Source organism: Achromobacter pestifer, from assembly GCF_013267355.1.
GTDB lineage: Bacteria > Pseudomonadota > Gammaproteobacteria > Burkholderiales > Burkholderiaceae_B > Achromobacter > Achromobacter pestifer_A.
This window is the reverse complement of the sequence record NZ_CP053985.1, coordinates 6,020,317-6,035,314: the sequence shown is the minus strand read 5'-3', so window position 1 is coordinate 6,035,314 and position 14,998 is coordinate 6,020,317. Positions and strand designations below refer to the sequence as shown.

Genomic DNA, 14,998 nt, shown 5'->3' with positions numbered 1-14,998 from the left:
CGCATCAGGCACGGTGCTTTCTCCCCAGATAGGCTTCGATCACGGCCGGGTTACGCACGATTTCTTGCGGCGCGCCCTCGGCGATCATCTGGCCGAAGTTCAGCACCAGCACCCGGTGCGCCAGCCGCATGACCACCTCCAGCACGTGCTCGACGATGATGAGCGTGACGCCCGATGCATGGATGCCACGCAGGATCTCCGCCAACGCGATGGCTTCGGCCGGGTTCAGGCCGCCCGCCACCTCGTCCAGCAGCAGCATGCGCGGCTCGGTCGCCAGCGCCCGCGCCAGCTCGACCCGTTTCTGCCCGGCCACGTTGAGCTCGGCCGCCCTTACGTCGGCGCGCTCGGCAAGGCCCACCAGTTCCAGCACGCGGGCCGATTCGCGCCGCGCGTCCTGCAGACGCGGATGGCGCAGCAATGCGCCGACCATGGCGTTCTCCAATACCGTCATCTGCCCGAAGCTGCGCGGGATCTGGTAGGTACGCACCAGGCCCATGGCGGCCACCTGCTCGGGCTGGCGGCCTATCATGGACTGGCCATCGAAGGTCACCGAGCCGGAGGTCGGCTCGTGATGTCCCACCAGGCCATTGAACAAGGTGCTCTTGCCCGCGCCATTGGGGCCGATGATGGCGACGATCTCGCCCGCCTCGACCGATAGCGAGATGTCCTTGTTCGCCACCAGACCGCCGAATTGCTTGGTCAGGTTCTTAACGTCCAGCAGAGCCACGGCGCCTCCTCAATGTGACCAGCCCACCCGGCAGGAACATGGTGACCAACAAGATCGCCAGGCCGAAAACCAGCAGGTCCAGGCCCATGCCCGAACTGCCCCACAGCACGCGCGTGCCCTCGGACAGCGGCAGCAGCACCGCCGCGCCCAGCCACGGGCCGATCAGCGTGCCGACCCCGCCCAGGATGGTGACCAGCACGACCTGCACCGACATCGTCAGATTGAACATGGACTCCGGATCGATGAAACCCACGTACATGGCGAAGAAGCCGCCCCACACCCCGGTCATGCCCGCCGACATCACAAAGGCCAGCATCTTGTAGCGGTCCGCCGGCACGCCCAGGCTGCGCGAGGCCGCCTCGTCGCCGTTGATGGCCCGCCAGTAGAAGCCGGTCTTGGAATGCACCAGGAAGAAGGTGGCGCAGAAGGTCAGGAACGCCAGGCCGACCGCGATCAGGTAATACGGCACCTTGCTGCGGAACAGCAGCATCCAGGCGGCATCGCCGATGGGCGCCTCCAGGCCGACGGCGCCACCCGCCCACTCCCAGTTGATCATCAGCAGCAGCCCAATCTGCAGCAGCGCGATGGTGGCCATGGCGAAGTAGTGGCCGGACAAGCGCAAGGTGGGACCGCCCACCAGCCAGGCCAGCCCGGCGCTGATCAGCCCGCCCAGCGGAATGCCCAGGAGCGGCGTGAGCTTCAGGTGGTGCAGCAGCAGCAAGGTGGTGTAGCCCCCGACGCCCACGAACACGCTGTGGCCGAAGGAGATCCGCCCGAGGAAGCCGCCGACGAGGTTCCAGCACGCGCCCAGCGCGCCGAACATGATGGCCAGCAGCAGCACCTGCAGGGTGAAGGCGTCCTTCACCACCAGCGGCACCAGGGCCATCAGGATGGCGGCCACGGCTGCCGCCGCGATGGGCCATTTGGGCACGCCGGCCGATGCGGCGTCGAGTTTGTTTATGTTGTTCATCTCACCACCGCCCGAACAGGCCGCGCGGCCGATACCAAAGAACCAGGATGAACAGGATGAAGACGCTCACCGTCTTCAAGGCCGGCGCAACGAAGTAGCCTGTCATGGCCTCGATGATCCCGATCAGAATTCCCGCGATGAAGGCGCCCGGCAGCGACCCGAAGCCGCCCATGCACACCGCCACGAAGGCCAGCAGCCCGAATACCGTGCCCACCGAGGGGAACACGTAAAAGAAGGTGGTCAGCAAGGCGCCGGCCAGGCCCACCGCGGCGCTGCCCAGCATCCAGACCTGGGCGTTGACCCGGTCGGGCGAAATGCCCACCAGCGCCGCCACCTGGCGGTCTTCCGCCACCGCTTGCAGGGCATGGCCCCAGCGCGTGCGGTACACCAGGATGAACAGCGCGACCACCACCACCAGCGCGATCAGGCCCGTCACCACCTGGGGCCTGCCCAGCGAGATGCCGGCAACCGTGACGCTGCCTGACACCAGCGTGTCGGGCAGACTGCGGTAGTCCGGGCTGAAGGCGATGAAGGCGATCTGGCGCAGCACCAGCCCCAAGCCGAAGGTGGCCAGGATGACCGCCATCGCCGGCCCCTTCTGCAGCCGGCGGATGATGAGCGCATAGGTCAGGAAACCGACGAAGGCGAGCAGGACCGCCACCAGCGGCGCCGACAGCGTGGGATCGATGTGGCCCAGCGTATAGAGCCAATAGGCGGCATACATGCCCAGCATCAGGAACTCGCCGTGGGCGAAGTTGATGACGTCGGTAATGCCCCAGATCAGCGCCAGCCCCACCGCCACCGCGGCATAGATCAGGCCATTGAACAGGCCTGCCGAGAGAGCTTCAAACATGGAGTGCTCCTCGCGGCGGAGCCCCGCGGCCCGCCGCGTCAGACTATGGTTACTTCCAGGCGAACGGCAGCGTGGGCAGGCTCTTGTCCGTGCGGTATTTTTCCGGCCACACCGTCTGGTAGGACGACCCCTTCAGCTCCAGGATCAGGCCCGAACCCTTGGTGTTCTGGCCCTTGGCGTCGAACTGCACCCCGGCCCAGGGCATCGCGACCTGCGCTTCGCCCAGGTCGGTGGCCGCCAGCGCCTTGCGGATCGCCTCGGGATCGGTCGAGCCGGCCCGGTTGATCGCGTCGGCCAGCACCAGCACCCCTTGCATCGAGCGGGCGTTGTTGCCGTTCAGGTCCTTGCCGGTCTTGGCCTTGTACATATCGTTGATCTTCTTCAGGCCAGCCTTGGACGCCGCCACGTCATTGCCCCAGACGTCGCGCGTCAGCACGCCCTGGACCTGCGGTCCCACCTCCTGCACGAAGCGCGAATCGATGAAGCCTGCGTCGTTGGCCAGCAGCACCGGCGGCGCGTACTTGCTTTCGCGCATGGTGCGCACGAACAGCATGGCGTCCGAGGTATAGCTGGCGAAGATCGCCACATCGGGCTTGGCGGCCGCCAGCTTCTGCACCTCCGCCGTCACCGAGGCCGAACCCGCGCTGTAGGCGATGTTGGCGACCAGTTGGCGCTTGTACTGCTTGGCGAACTTTTCGACCGCCTTGTAGGTGTTCACGCCGAAGTCGGTGTTCTCGTACACCACCGCGATCTTGGCGGTCGGCACCGCCTTGATGCCATCCAGGAACTGCATCATGTTCTCGACGAAGGTATCGTCGTTGGGCGAGGTGCGGAAGAACCACTTGTAGCCGCGTTCGGTCAGGTCGGGGCTGCTGGATTCGCCGTTCACATAGGGGATGCCGCGCTGCTCGGCGATGCGGCTGGCGGTCTTGGTCACGGCCGACTGGTAGGCGCCGGTCAGGGCCACGACCTTTTCCTGGTCGATCAGGCGCTGGGCATCGGCCAGGCCCACTTCGGGCTTGCCCTGGGAATCGCCGAACACCACTTCGACCTTGGCGCCGCCCAACGCGGGCAGCCCGCTGCCCGCGGCCAGCGGTATGCCTTCGAGCTCGGGATGCGGATTGTTGATGATCTCGACCGCCAGCTCGACGGCCGCCTTGATCTCCGCCCCCGTGGACGCCAAGGCGCCCGACAAGGGGTAGATCGCGCCGATGCGCACGGCCTGTTGCGCCTGCGCGGGCACGGCGCACATCAGCGCCAGACTCGCGGCGACACCCGCGATGAGCTTCATCTTCATAACTGGACTCCTGGATTGAACTGGCTGGGTGTGAAAGCAATGCATGGACGCGTATCGGGCCACCCTCTTGCGGATGGCCGCGTTCGCGGCGGCACGAGGCCATCCGGCAAGCCGGAAGGCCCCAGATTCAAAGCGGTTGTCGCCATTTCCCCTTGTCCTTTGATGGATCGTTTTGGTGGCACAACTGGTACTGCAACGCGACTACGACTTCTAGCGCTTCCCGCTTGCGCGCTACCGGGAAAGCGGATCGATGGCGGTCAGAACACCGCCATCCGGCTGTTGATGAGGTCCGTGACCAGCATGTGGCCCGGCGCGTGGGTAATGCAGAATTCCGGCCGCACGGCTGCCACCACCGACTGCGGGGTGACGCCGCAAGCCCAGAACACCGGCATTTCGCCTTCGCGTATCTCCACCGGATCACCATAGTCCGGGCGGCTGATGTCGGCAATACCGATCAACGCGGGGTCGCCGATATGGACCGGCGCACCGTGGACCGAGGGAAAACGCGAAGTGACCTGGATGGCGCGGATGGCGTCCGCCGCCTTCAGGGGACGCATCGACACCACCAACGGGCCGCCGAACACGCCCGCGGTGTGGGTGGGGACGTTGGTGCGGTACATGGGCACGTTGCAGCCCTGCTCGATGTGGCGCACCGGCAAGCCATTGTCCAGCATCGCCTCTTCAAACGAGAACGAGCAGCCGATCAGGAACGACACCAGGTCGTCGCGCCAGATGTCGCGCACGTCGGTGGGCTCGGCCACCAGCTCGCCGTTCTTCCACACGCGGTAGCGCGGGATGTCGCTGCGTATATCGATGTCCTGCCCCAGTTCCGGCAAGGCGGGATCGCCCGGTTCGGACATGGCCAGCAAGGGACAGGGCTTGGGGTTGCGCTGGCAGAAATGCAGGAAGTCCGCAGCCAGCGCGCGCGGCAGGATCGCGAGGTTGGCCTGGACGTGGCCGGGAGCCAGGTTCGCGGTCGGGCCGGTCAATTTGCCGCTGCGTGCATCCAGCCGCGCCTGCCGGGCCAATTCGACGCTGGCGCGCGCCGCGGGTTTCGATTGCATGCCTATCCCCTTGATGACAATGTAGGTATGAGGACATTGCACAGGAAGCACGCACCAGCGTCCAATCACAAGTTGCGATAGACCCCGATCAAAATTACTTATCAGGGTTATGCCGGATGGCGCAACGCCTCTTCCCGCGCAATCTGCTGCGCCGCCTCGGCCACCGCGCGCGGGATCTGGCTGTCCGGCCCCTGCATCCAGCAGGCGGTGTAGTGCAGCGGCGGCAAGGCTGGCGCCTTCACGTCCAGGATGCGCAATTCGCCCTGCGCCAGCTCCTTGTGGAGAATGACGGGCGCGATGACCGCGGTGCCGATGCCGTCCTGCGCCATCCGCACGATGACGCTGAGCGCCGAACTGCCATACATGCGCGGCGCCTCCACGCCGGCCTGCTGCAACAGCTGGCGCACGGCGCGGTGCGGATCGGTGGTGGACGGATAGGTGATGACGGGCCATTCGGCCAGCCGCTTCAAGGGGATGGGCTGGCGTCCGACCTTGAGCTTGGGGCTCGCCACCCAGCTCAGCGGGTAGTTGCAGAGATACAGGTTTTCGATGCGGGGCTCTTCCATCGGTCCCAGCAGAAAGGCCAGGTCGATCTGGCGCGAGGCGAGCTGCGTCTTCAGCACCGTGGTCGTATCCACCTGGATCTCGACCATCAGCGCCGGATAGGCGTCGTGCAGGTACTCCATCAGGGTTGGCAGCCAGGTATGGACGATCGTCTCGGACACCCCCAACCGCAGCATGCCGCTCATGACGCTCTTGGCCCTCGCGGCCTCCTGCATGTCGCGCCGCATCTGCAGCATGCGCTCGGCGTGCGACAACAATTCGCGCCCCTTGCCCGTGAGCTTGATGCCGCGCGTGTCGCGGTCGAACAGCCGCACGCCCAGATCGGATTCCAGCGATGCGATGCGCTGGGAGATGGCAGGCTGGGTGGCGTTGAGCTTCTCGGCCGCGGCCCGGAACCCGCCCAGGGTGGCGACCCAGAAAAACGTTTCGATATTGCGCAGATCGATCATGGCGGCGGAGTCCGGCTATGCAGCCGCCATCTTAGCGTCCGGGACGGGCGGGCGGCTGCCGTCCGCCCCGGCTGCGCATCACTGGCCGGCGTAGAGCGCTTCCACCGCCAGGCCGATGCTCAGGACACGGCGGTCCGTGCCGTTGCTGCCCGCGATCATCAGCCCCACCGGCGCGGTGCCGGCGGCATGGCAAGGCAGCGACAGCGCGCAGCCATCCAGGAAATTGATCAGCGTCGGGTTGCGCAGGATCAGGCCATTGGCGGCGTAGTAGGCCTCGTCCGAACCCTGCAGGTCGGCCACCGCCGGCGCCACGATGGGCGTGGTCGGCATGATCAGGGCGTCGTAGCCGGCGATGCGGCGGTCCACCGCCGCGACCCAGGCTTCGCGCGCGTCCAGCAGGTCCAGGTAGTCGGCCGCGCTCATGTCCTTGCCGCGCATGATGCGCGACACCACGCGCGGGTCGTAGCGCTTGCCCGCGCGGGCGATCAGGTCGCGGTGCCAGGCCCAGGCCTCGGCGGCGGTGAAGCCACCCTTGGCGTTGATGGCGGCCAGTTCGGCGAATTCCGGAATCGCGATCTCTTCGACCAGCGCGCCGGCGGCCTTCAGGCGGCTGACGGCGGCCGCGAAGCTGTCAGCGACATGCTTTTCCATGGCGTCCAGCGCCAGCGTGGTCGGGATGGCCAGGCGCAGGCCGCGCAGCACGGCCGCTTCCGGCACCGGGCCGCCGTCGCCGGACAGGATGGCGTCCAGTTCGGCGCAGCAGCGCACGCTGGCGGCGATCGGGCCGATGGAATCCAGGTTGGCCGACAGCGGCAGCACGCCGTCCATGGAGACGCGCCAGGCGCTGGGCTTGAAGCCCGTCAGGCCGCAAAGCGCGGCCGGGATGCGCACGGAGCCGCCGGTGTCCGAACCGATGGCGGCGGCGGCCATGCCGTCGCTGACCGACACCGCCGCGCCCGAGGAGGAGCCGCCGGGAATGCGGCCGGTGGCGCGGTCGTAGGGGTTTAGCGGCGTGCCGTAATGGGGATTGATGCCCAGGCCCGAATAGGCGAATTCGACCATGTTGGTGCGGCCGATGATGACCGCGCCCGCCGCGATCAAGCGGCGCACGACTTCGGCGTCGGCGTCGGCCGCCGGTTCGCCTTCACGGGCCACCGAGCCGGCCATGGTGGTCTCGCCCTCGACGTCGAACAGGTCCTTGATGCTGATGGGCAGGCCCTCGATGGCCGAGCGCACGATGCCGGCCGCGCGCAAGGTGTCGCTGGCCTGCGCCTGCGCCAGCGCCGTTTCGGCGTACAGGCGCGTGTACGCGCGGGCGCCCTCGCCCGCCTCGTCCTGGGCGCGGGCCAGCGCGGCCTGCGTCAGTTCCACCGAGCTGCTGCGGCCCTCCTGCAGGGCCAGGGTCAGATCATTCAGGGTCGAAACCATAGTCATCCTAGTGCCGCCTTGCGGCATGAGTGCAAACGGGCGCGCCCCAAGGCGCGCCTGGCGATAGGCGCCGGGGGCCGGAATCAGGCCACCACGGGCAGCGTTTCGACATGATAGCGGTGACGCAGGCTGCGCTGGCGCCGCGGGTCGTGCAATTCCATGGTGAAGTCGGCCGAGGGGCGGATGCCGCCAATCGCGCCCACGGTGCCGCAGGTCATGCCGGCGCCCGCCGGCAGCACGGCGGAGCCGCCGGTGTAGCCGGCGATCAGGTCCTGCGGGGTGCGCAGCGACGCCAGCGGGCCTTCCTGGTACAGCACTTCCACGCCGTTCTCGACGATGTAGGAACGGATGATCAGTTCGTCCCAGTACTCTGCCACGTCGGCCAGGCGCCAGGCGCTACTGGCCACTGGCTTGACGCAGACTTGCTTGGACATCGCCACGCTGTAGGTCTCCAGCTTGCGGTCGGTGTGGTCGGAGGCGATGCTGACGTACATCTCGCCGTCCACCGCGAACACGAAGGTCTCGACTTCGCCCGACGAATCCCCGCCCAGCGCCTGCACGCTTTCCTTCTGGGTCAGCTGGTTGTCGGCGATGCGGTAATACAGCGGCACGCTGCTGGGGCGCGGCACGCCGATGGCGGCCAGCTCTTCGATGTGGTGCTCGATCGCGGCCATGTCGCGTCCGGCCCAGCCGGCGACGATCAGGGTGTCGAACTCGACTTCCACCTGGCGGGGTTGCGAGTCTTCGATCTGGAATACGGCTTTCATATCTGTCCTGCGGAATTAGGGGAGTGAAGGACGCGGCGGTACGCCGCGCCCCGGAATGTCTATGGAATGAAGCTCAGCCGAATACGCGCGGCAGCCACAGCGCCACGTCCGGCCAGAAGGCCAGCAGCGCCAGCATCACGAACATGGCCAGCACGAACGGCAGGCTGCCGACGATGACCGCGCTCATGGAGCCGCTCTTGCGCAGGCTCTGCACCACGAACAGGTTCAGGCCCACGGGCGGCGTGATCAGGGCGGCTTCGACCAGGATGATGATGACGATGCCCAGCCAGATGGGATCGAAACCCAGGCCGATCATGATGGGCGCGATGATCGGGATGGTCGTGATCATCATGGACAGCGTTTCCATGAAGCAGCCCAGCACCAGGTAGAAGATCACCACGATCAGCAGCATCCAGCCGGGCGACAGGCCCAGTCCCGTGATCGACTTGGTCAGCGCATCCGTCAGACCGGTAGCGGACATGACGAAGTTCAGGAAGCTGGCCGCCACCACGATTAACATGATCATGGCCGTGGACCGCATCGTGCCTTCCATGACTTCGCGCAGCATTGACCACGTCAGGCGGCGGAACCAGGCAGCCAGGATGAAGGCGCCCAGCACGCCCAGCGCGGCGGCTTCGGTCGGCGTGGCCAGTCCGGCATAGATGGAGCCGACCACCAGGAGAAAGATCCCCATGGGCGGTGCCAGGTGCACCAGGCTGGCGAAGCGCTGGCCCCAGGTCGCCTGGATCTTCTTGCCACCCCAGGACGGCTTGGCGACGCAGGCAATGACCACCGTCAACATGAACAGCGCGGCCATCGCGAAGCCCGGGATGATGCCCGCCAGATACAGCTTGGGCACCGACGAGTTCGTCAGCACGCCATAGATGACCAGATTGATCGAAGGCGGGATCAGGATCCCCAGCGTGCCGCCGGCGGCCAAGCTGCCCAGGAACAGCGGCTCGTTGTAGCCGTACTTGCGGATCTGCGGAATGGCCACCGTGCCCACGGTCGCGGCGGTCGCCACGCTGGAGCCGGAGGTGGCCGAGAACAGCGTCGAGGCGCCGATATTGGCGTGCATCAGCCCGCCTGGCAGCCACGACAGCCACAGGCTCATCGCCCCATACATGCGTTCGGCGAAACCGGCGCGCAGCAGCACCTCGCCCAGCATGATGAACAACGGAATCGCCACCAGCAGGAACTCGTTGTTGGTGCTCCACGAGACTTCGCCGATGGCGCGCGTCAGCGGCAGCATGGAGAACAGCGGGTCCAGGATCAGGCCCAGCACGCCCAGCGCCGCGCCCACCGGAATGGACAGGCCGATCAGCACGAGGAGCAGTATCAATGCGGTGGAAATCATGCGGCCTCTCCCTTCACCATGCGCTCGCCGGCGGCGGCTTCCTCGTCGGCCTCTTCCTGCGCCGAACGCACGCCGCAAATGCTCTTGACCAGTTCGATGTCGCCCGTGACCAGCGCGGCGGAGGCGCGCGCCAGCATCAGCGCGACCGTGATGCACATCCACGCCAGGCCCAGCACCCACAGGCCCTGCGGAATCCACAAGGGCGTGGCCAGCGGCGTATTGGCCGCGGATTTCTGCGCCCAGGAGGTCTGCACGACCTCGGACGCGTAGTAAGTCAGGTACACCATGAAGACGGCCAGGGCCACCATGGAGATCCAGTCCAGCACGGCGGCAACGCGCACCGGCATGTATTGGTAGACCACGTCGACGCGCACATTGGCGCGTTGCAACGTAGCAAACGCCAGCGCCCAGGAGGTGCTGATGGCGAAGGCGTAGCTGGACAGTTCGTCCGCGCCGCCCGTGGTGAAGCCCAGGAACTTGCGGGCCAGCACGTCGAACGAAATCAGCAGCACGCTGGCCACGGTTAGCGCGCCGCCGGCCCACACCGCCAGGCGCGAGAAGCTCTCGGCGCGCCGCAATAGCCCGCCCAGCAGGCGGAAGTGTTCAGATTGAGTCATGAGTTAAACCTTTGCGGGGCCAGGCATCGCCGCCCCGACTATCAAAGTAGCGAACAGCCCCATCGAGATGCTACGAATCCAGCTCCGCCGGCCCGTAGCACACCGCCCCATCGGGATGCCGCGGATCCGGCTCCGCCGGTCCGCAGGCATGCCCCCCTGGGGGGGAAGCGCGCAGCGCTTCGGGGGGGGGGCCTACTTCTTTGCGGTCAGGCCCAGCGTCTTGCCAACGGTGGCGTTGAAGTCCTTCACGCACTGGGCCGAGCAGCGCGCGGCCCACTTGGGCAGCACGGCTTCCTCGGTGACCTTCTTCAACAACGCGCGGTCCGCGTCCGAGGGCTGAACCAGGACCATCTTGCCCTTGACCGGGAACGGGCAAGCGGCAGCGCCGGTGTTGCAGTCATAGCCTTCCTGGGTCTGGCGCGCGGCGGCGTCCCAGATGTTGTCGACCAGGGTCTTCACATTGGTCTGCAGGAAGGTGCGCACATTGGGGTCCAGCTTGTCCCAGGCCTTCTGGTTGACGGCGTGGATCTGCTGGTTCCAGTTGATCGGCAGCGCGACCAGGTGCGTGGACACCTCGTACCACTTGGCCGAATAGCCGGACAGCGAACCCGTGATGGCGCAATCCACCACCTTGTTCTGCAGCGCGGGCACGACTTCACCGAAGGCCATGGTCACGCTGGAACCGCCCAGCGCCTCGACGAACTCGGCGGTGGTGCGGCTGCTGGTACGGACCTTCTTGCCCTTGATGTCGGCCAGGCTCTTGATTTCGGCGTTGCAGAACAGCACCTGCGCGGGATAGGTGGAAATGCCCAGCAGTTTGACGTTGCTGCCCTCGCCATACAGCTTGGCGTAGACCGGTTCGAACGCATCGGTGACGGCGCGCGCGGTCTTGACGTCCGGCGCCAGGCCGGCCAGGTCGATCGCCTCGTTGATGGGGTTGTCGCTGGCGAAGTACGCCAGGGTGGCGGTGCCGAACTCGACCACGCCCTGCGACATCAGGCGCAGCAGCTCGGGCCCCTTCAAGCCCATTTCGTTGAAGCCCTTGATGTCGGCCGTGACCTGACCCTTGGACAGCTCGGGGATGGTCTTGGTCCAGAACGGCTTTTCGTAATCGTTGTAGGCGGTCAGGTTGCTCAGGCCGCCCACGACCTTCAACTGGGTCTTGGGGAGGTCCTGGGCCTGGGCGGCGCCGGCCAGCAGGCTGGCGGCGACGGCGGCGAAAACGAGAGACTTCTTCATGGACAAAACTCCTAGCTGGCGGGATGGTATGCCGCGCGCCGGATCCCGTTATCCTGGCGGCGCGCGGTGGCAATCGAAGAGTCTGGAGATCAGCCGCGCGGCGGCGCGCATGGCGCCTGCGCGGCATGGCTTGCCGCCCGCGTCTGGCAATGGGACATACGCTGATTCATGCTTTCCCCCGCTCGATGCATCCAGGCGATCGTTATTGATGTGGCGCCATTGCAGCGTCAGGGGCGCGGAGCGTCCAATCGTATGTTGCGATACGGGGGTATAAATTTTTCTTTGGTCTCGTGCGCCGCACGCCCCGCGTTTCGCGCAAACGACGCAGTGGCGCGGCTCAGCGGGCAGCCGGACGCACCGAAGCGCAGCCGCGTCCAGGGGCTGATCGCGCCCGCCGCGCGGCTCGATCTGGGGTAAACACCTAGAGCGGAGTCCCGTCCGCGGCCTGCTCCGCCACCTTCTGCGCCATCAGCGCGATGACGCGCACCGCGTGGCTGTCCGGCCCCTGCACCCAAGTGGCGGTGAAGCTCAGCTCCGGCAAGGGATCGGCTTCCACACGCAGGATGCGCAGTTCGCCGCGCGCCAGTTCCTTGCCCAGGAACACGGGCGCGATGACGCTGGTGCCGATGCCGTCCTGCGTCATGCGCACCATCATCGACATCGACGCGCTGCCGTACATGCGCGGCGAATTGACGCCCGCGCGCGTCAGCATGTCGCGCACCACGCGGTAAGGCGCGCTATTGGAGGGATAGGTGATGATGGGCAGCTTGCCTATCCGCTCCAGGGTCAGCGGCTCCGGCCCCAGGTCCAGCACGGGGCTGGCGACCCAGGCCAACGGATAGGTGCATAGCGGCAGGTTCTCGACCCGCGCTTCCAGCACCGGCCCCATCAGGAAGGCCAGATCGATCTGCCGCGACATCAGATGCGAGCGCAGCACGTGAGTCGTGTCCACCTCGATCTCCAGCACCAGCGCCGGATAATTGGAGTGGATCAGTTCTATCAACGTGGGCAGCCAGGTCTGCACGATGGTTTCGGCCACGCCGATGCGCACCGTGCCGCTCATGACGTTCTGTTCGCGCGCGGCTTCGAACATGTCGCGCCGCACCTGCAGCATGCGCTCGGCATGCGACAGCAGTTCGTGGCCCTTGGCCGTCAGCTTCACGCCGCGCGCGTCGCGCTCGAACAGGCGCACGCCCAGGTCGGCCTCCAGCGAGGCGATGCGCTGCGACACCGCAGGTTGCGTGGTGTTGAGTTTGTCCGACGCGGCGCGAAAGCTGCCCAGCGTGGCCACCCAGAAAAAAGTTTCGATATTGCGTAGTTCTATCATGAGCCTGTTCCCCCGGCGCGATGAGCGTATCATGGCAGCCGCCCGGTACCTGCAAACCGGCATTCCAGCCACCAAAGGAGTTTGTCGATGACCCCGGCCGATAACGGTCGCACGCGCCGTGCAGCGCCCGCTTCCAGCGGCCCGATGATGGGGGTGCTGTTGCTGGTGCTGTCGATGTGGACGCTGTCGTGCCTGGATGCCAGCGGCAAGTGGGTGATGAATGCGGGCGTGCCGCTGCTGGTGCTGTCGTGGTTCCGCTATGCCGTGCACCTGGCGCTGGTGCTGGCCCTGGTGCTGCCCGCGCGCGGCCTGGGCGTTTTTCGCAGCAAGAAGCCGCGCGAACAGATCCTGCGCGGCGGCTCGATGTTCCTGGCCACGCTGATGTTCTTCACCACGCTGAGCTACATCCCGCAGGCCGAGGCCACCGCCATCAATTTCCTGGCGCCGCTGCTGGTGCTGTCGGCCGCGCCCTGGGTCCTGAAGGAGCCCGCCCGCCTGTCGCGCTTCGTCGCCGCGGGCATCGCCTTCATCGGCGTGATCATCGTGATCCGCCCGGGCGGCGGCCTGGATCCGGTGGGCACCGTGTTCGGCCTGCTCACCGCCTGTTGCTTCGCCGTCCAGTTCATCGCGACGCGGCGCGTGGCGGGCGACGATCCCTTCACCTCGCTGATCTGGAGCGGCGCCGTCGGCACGATCTGCCTGACCCTGACCCTGCCCTTCATCCTGCCGCCCGCCCTGCCCGTCCTCAAGGCGCTGGCGCCGCTGGACTGGGTCGTGCTGATCTCCACCGGCATTACCGGCGGCCTGGGCCATCTGTTCCAGATCGCCGCCTACCGCCGCGCGCCCGCTTCCACCCTGGCTCCCTTCGTCTACCTGCAGATCCTCAGCGCCACCTCGGTCGGCTGGCTGGTCTGGGGCCATTTCCCGGACCCGCTGACCTGGCTGGGCATCGCCATCATCTGCGCCAGCGGCATCGGCATCGGCCTGATCGAGTGGCGCCGCAGCCGCGCCCAGGCCGCGCCGCTGGCTGGCGCCGACGCGCGCTGACCCGCCAGCGCGCCCGCGCCTCCTCCCGTACAATGCGGGTCGCTTTTTGCGCTTTCGCGCATGGGCGATCCAGGCATTTCCCCGAATCGAGGCTCCCATGATCATCAAGCCCCGCGTGCGCGGTTTCATCTGCGTCACCACCCATCCCGCCGGCTGCGCCGCCAACGTCCGCAACCAGATCGACTACGTCCGCGCCCAGGGGCCGATAGCTGGCGGGCCGAAACGCGTGCTGGTGCTGGGCGCATCGACCGGCTATGGCCTCGCGGCGCGGATCAGCGCCGCCTTCGGCTGCGGCGCGCAGACGCTGGGCGTGTTCTTCGAGCGGCCGGGCGACGCGGCCAAGGCCGGCACGCCGGGCTGGTACAACACGGCGGAATTCCATGAGCAGGCCCATGCCGCCGGGCTTTACGCCAAGAGCATCAATGGCGACGCCTTCTCCGACGAGATCAAGCGCAAGACCATAGACCTCATCAAACAGGACCTGGGCCAGGTCGATCAGGTGATCTACAGCCTGGCCGCGCCGCGCCGCACGCACCCCAAGACCGGGGAAGTCTTCAATTCCACGCTCAAGCCCATCGGCCACGCAGTGAACCTGCGCGGCCTGGACACCGACCGCGAAGTGATCAAGGAATCCGTGCTGGAGCCCGCCACCCAGGCCGAGATCGACGCCACCGTCGCCGTCATGGGCGGCGAGGACTGGCAGATGTGGATCGACGCGCTGCTGGAAGCCGGCGTGCTGGCGGAAGGCGCCAGCACCACGGCGTTCACCTACCTGGGCGAGAAAATCACCCACGACATCTACTGGAACGGCTCCATCGGCGCCGCCAAGAAGGACCTGGACCAAAAGGTGCTGGAGATCCGCGCCAAGCTGGCCGCGCGTGGCGGCGACGCCCGCGTGTCGGTGCTGAAGGCGGTGGTCACGCAGGCCAGCTCGGCGATCCCGATGATGCCGCTGTACCTGTCGCTGCTGTTCAAGACCATGAAGGAAACCGGCACGCATGAAGGCTGCATCGAACAGGTCTATGGCCTGTACCGCGACAGCCTGTGCGGCAAGACGCCCATCCTGGACCAGGAAGGCCGCCTGCGCGCCGACTACAAGGAACTGGATCCCGAGGTGCAGGCCCGCGTGCAGGCGCTGTGGGGCCAGGTCACCAACGACAACATCTACCAACTGACGGACTTCGCGGGCTACAAGCAGGACTTCCTGCGCCTGTTCGGCTTCGAGATCGACGGCGTCGACTATGAAGCCGACACCGATCCGGCCGTGGCAATCCGCGGCCTGGCATAAGCCC

Annotated in this window: 14 protein-coding genes; 2 read left to right on the top strand and 12 right to left on the bottom strand. The window is 66.7% G+C overall.

The genetic code is table 11. The annotated features are described in order from the left end of the window. Positions 1 to 4 precede the first annotated feature (4 nt). The 12 genes from FOC84_RS28530 to FOC84_RS28475 all read right to left on the bottom strand — a co-directional run bounded on the left by FOC84_RS28530 (position 5) and on the right by FOC84_RS28475 (position 12,659). Entirely contained in the window at positions 5 to 727 is a 723-nt protein-coding gene (locus tag FOC84_RS28530; RefSeq protein ID WP_173148206.1) for an ABC transporter ATP-binding protein, read from the bottom strand. Continuing rightward, positions 708 to 1,697, bottom strand: coding sequence for a branched-chain amino acid ABC transporter permease (locus FOC84_RS28525; protein ID WP_173148204.1), 990 nt, complete (start codon positions 1,695 to 1,697; stop codon positions 708 to 710). Before FOC84_RS28525 ends, FOC84_RS28530 begins: the two co-directional genes overlap by 20 nt. Position 1,698: 1 nt before the next feature. Beyond that, positions 1,699 to 2,550, bottom strand: a complete 852-nt coding sequence (locus FOC84_RS28520; RefSeq protein WP_054454041.1) for a branched-chain amino acid ABC transporter permease — start codon at positions 2,548 to 2,550, stop codon at positions 1,699 to 1,701. Between the two features lie 49 nt (positions 2,551 to 2,599). Beyond that, on the bottom strand, positions 2,600 to 3,847 hold the full coding sequence (locus tag FOC84_RS28515; protein ID WP_173148202.1) for an ABC transporter substrate-binding protein: 1,248 nt from the start codon (positions 3,845 to 3,847) through the stop codon (positions 2,600 to 2,602). Positions 3,848 to 4,104: 257 nt separating this feature from the next. Beyond that, complete coding sequence (locus FOC84_RS28510) at positions 4,105 to 4,911, bottom strand: putative hydro-lyase (protein ID WP_173148200.1); 807 nt, start codon at positions 4,909 to 4,911, stop codon at positions 4,105 to 4,107. 107 nt (positions 4,912 to 5,018) lie between these two features. Further along, positions 5,019 to 5,924: a LysR family transcriptional regulator gene (locus FOC84_RS28505; RefSeq protein ID WP_173148198.1), complete on the bottom strand. Its 906-nt coding sequence runs from the start codon at positions 5,922 to 5,924 to the stop codon at positions 5,019 to 5,021. Positions 5,925 to 6,002: 78 nt separating this feature from the next. Further along, positions 6,003 to 7,352 (bottom strand): amidase, encoded by a 1,350-nt coding sequence (locus FOC84_RS28500; protein ID WP_173150468.1) that lies wholly within the window; start codon positions 7,350 to 7,352, stop codon positions 6,003 to 6,005. Positions 7,353 to 7,435: 83 nt separating this feature from the next. Beyond that, positions 7,436 to 8,119, bottom strand: a complete 684-nt coding sequence (locus FOC84_RS28495) for a DUF2848 domain-containing protein (protein WP_173148196.1) — start codon at positions 8,117 to 8,119, stop codon at positions 7,436 to 7,438. Positions 8,120 to 8,192: 73 nt separating this feature from the next. Then, a complete protein-coding gene (locus tag FOC84_RS28490) occupies positions 8,193 to 9,476 on the bottom strand; it encodes a TRAP transporter large permease (RefSeq protein ID WP_173148194.1) in 1,284 nt (427 codons plus the stop codon). Further along, positions 9,473 to 10,093 (bottom strand): TRAP transporter small permease subunit, encoded by a 621-nt coding sequence (locus FOC84_RS28485; protein ID WP_173148192.1) that lies wholly within the window; start codon positions 10,091 to 10,093, stop codon positions 9,473 to 9,475. Before FOC84_RS28485 ends, FOC84_RS28490 begins: the two co-directional genes overlap by 4 nt. A gap of 192 nt (positions 10,094 to 10,285) precedes the next feature. Next, on the bottom strand, positions 10,286 to 11,332 hold the full coding sequence (locus tag FOC84_RS28480) for a TRAP transporter substrate-binding protein (RefSeq protein ID WP_173148190.1): 1,047 nt from the start codon (positions 11,330 to 11,332) through the stop codon (positions 10,286 to 10,288). Between the two features lie 421 nt (positions 11,333 to 11,753). Next, the gene (locus FOC84_RS28475) at positions 11,754 to 12,659 is read right to left on the bottom strand and encodes a LysR family transcriptional regulator (protein ID WP_173148188.1); all 906 of its coding nucleotides are present in this window, start codon (positions 12,657 to 12,659) and stop codon (positions 11,754 to 11,756) included. Positions 12,660 to 12,746: 87 nt separating this feature from the next. On the opposite strand from FOC84_RS28475, the gene FOC84_RS28470 reads away from it, so the two are divergent. Together FOC84_RS28470 and fabV are read left to right on the top strand one after the other, a co-directional pair. Then, complete coding sequence (locus FOC84_RS28470; protein ID WP_173148186.1) at positions 12,747 to 13,706, top strand: DMT family transporter; 960 nt, start codon at positions 12,747 to 12,749, stop codon at positions 13,704 to 13,706. 97 nt (positions 13,707 to 13,803) lie between these two features. Then, the gene (gene fabV, locus FOC84_RS28465; protein ID WP_173148184.1) at positions 13,804 to 14,994 is read left to right on the top strand and encodes an enoyl-ACP reductase FabV; all 1,191 of its coding nucleotides are present in this window, start codon (positions 13,804 to 13,806) and stop codon (positions 14,992 to 14,994) included. Positions 14,995 to 14,998 lie beyond the last annotated feature (4 nt).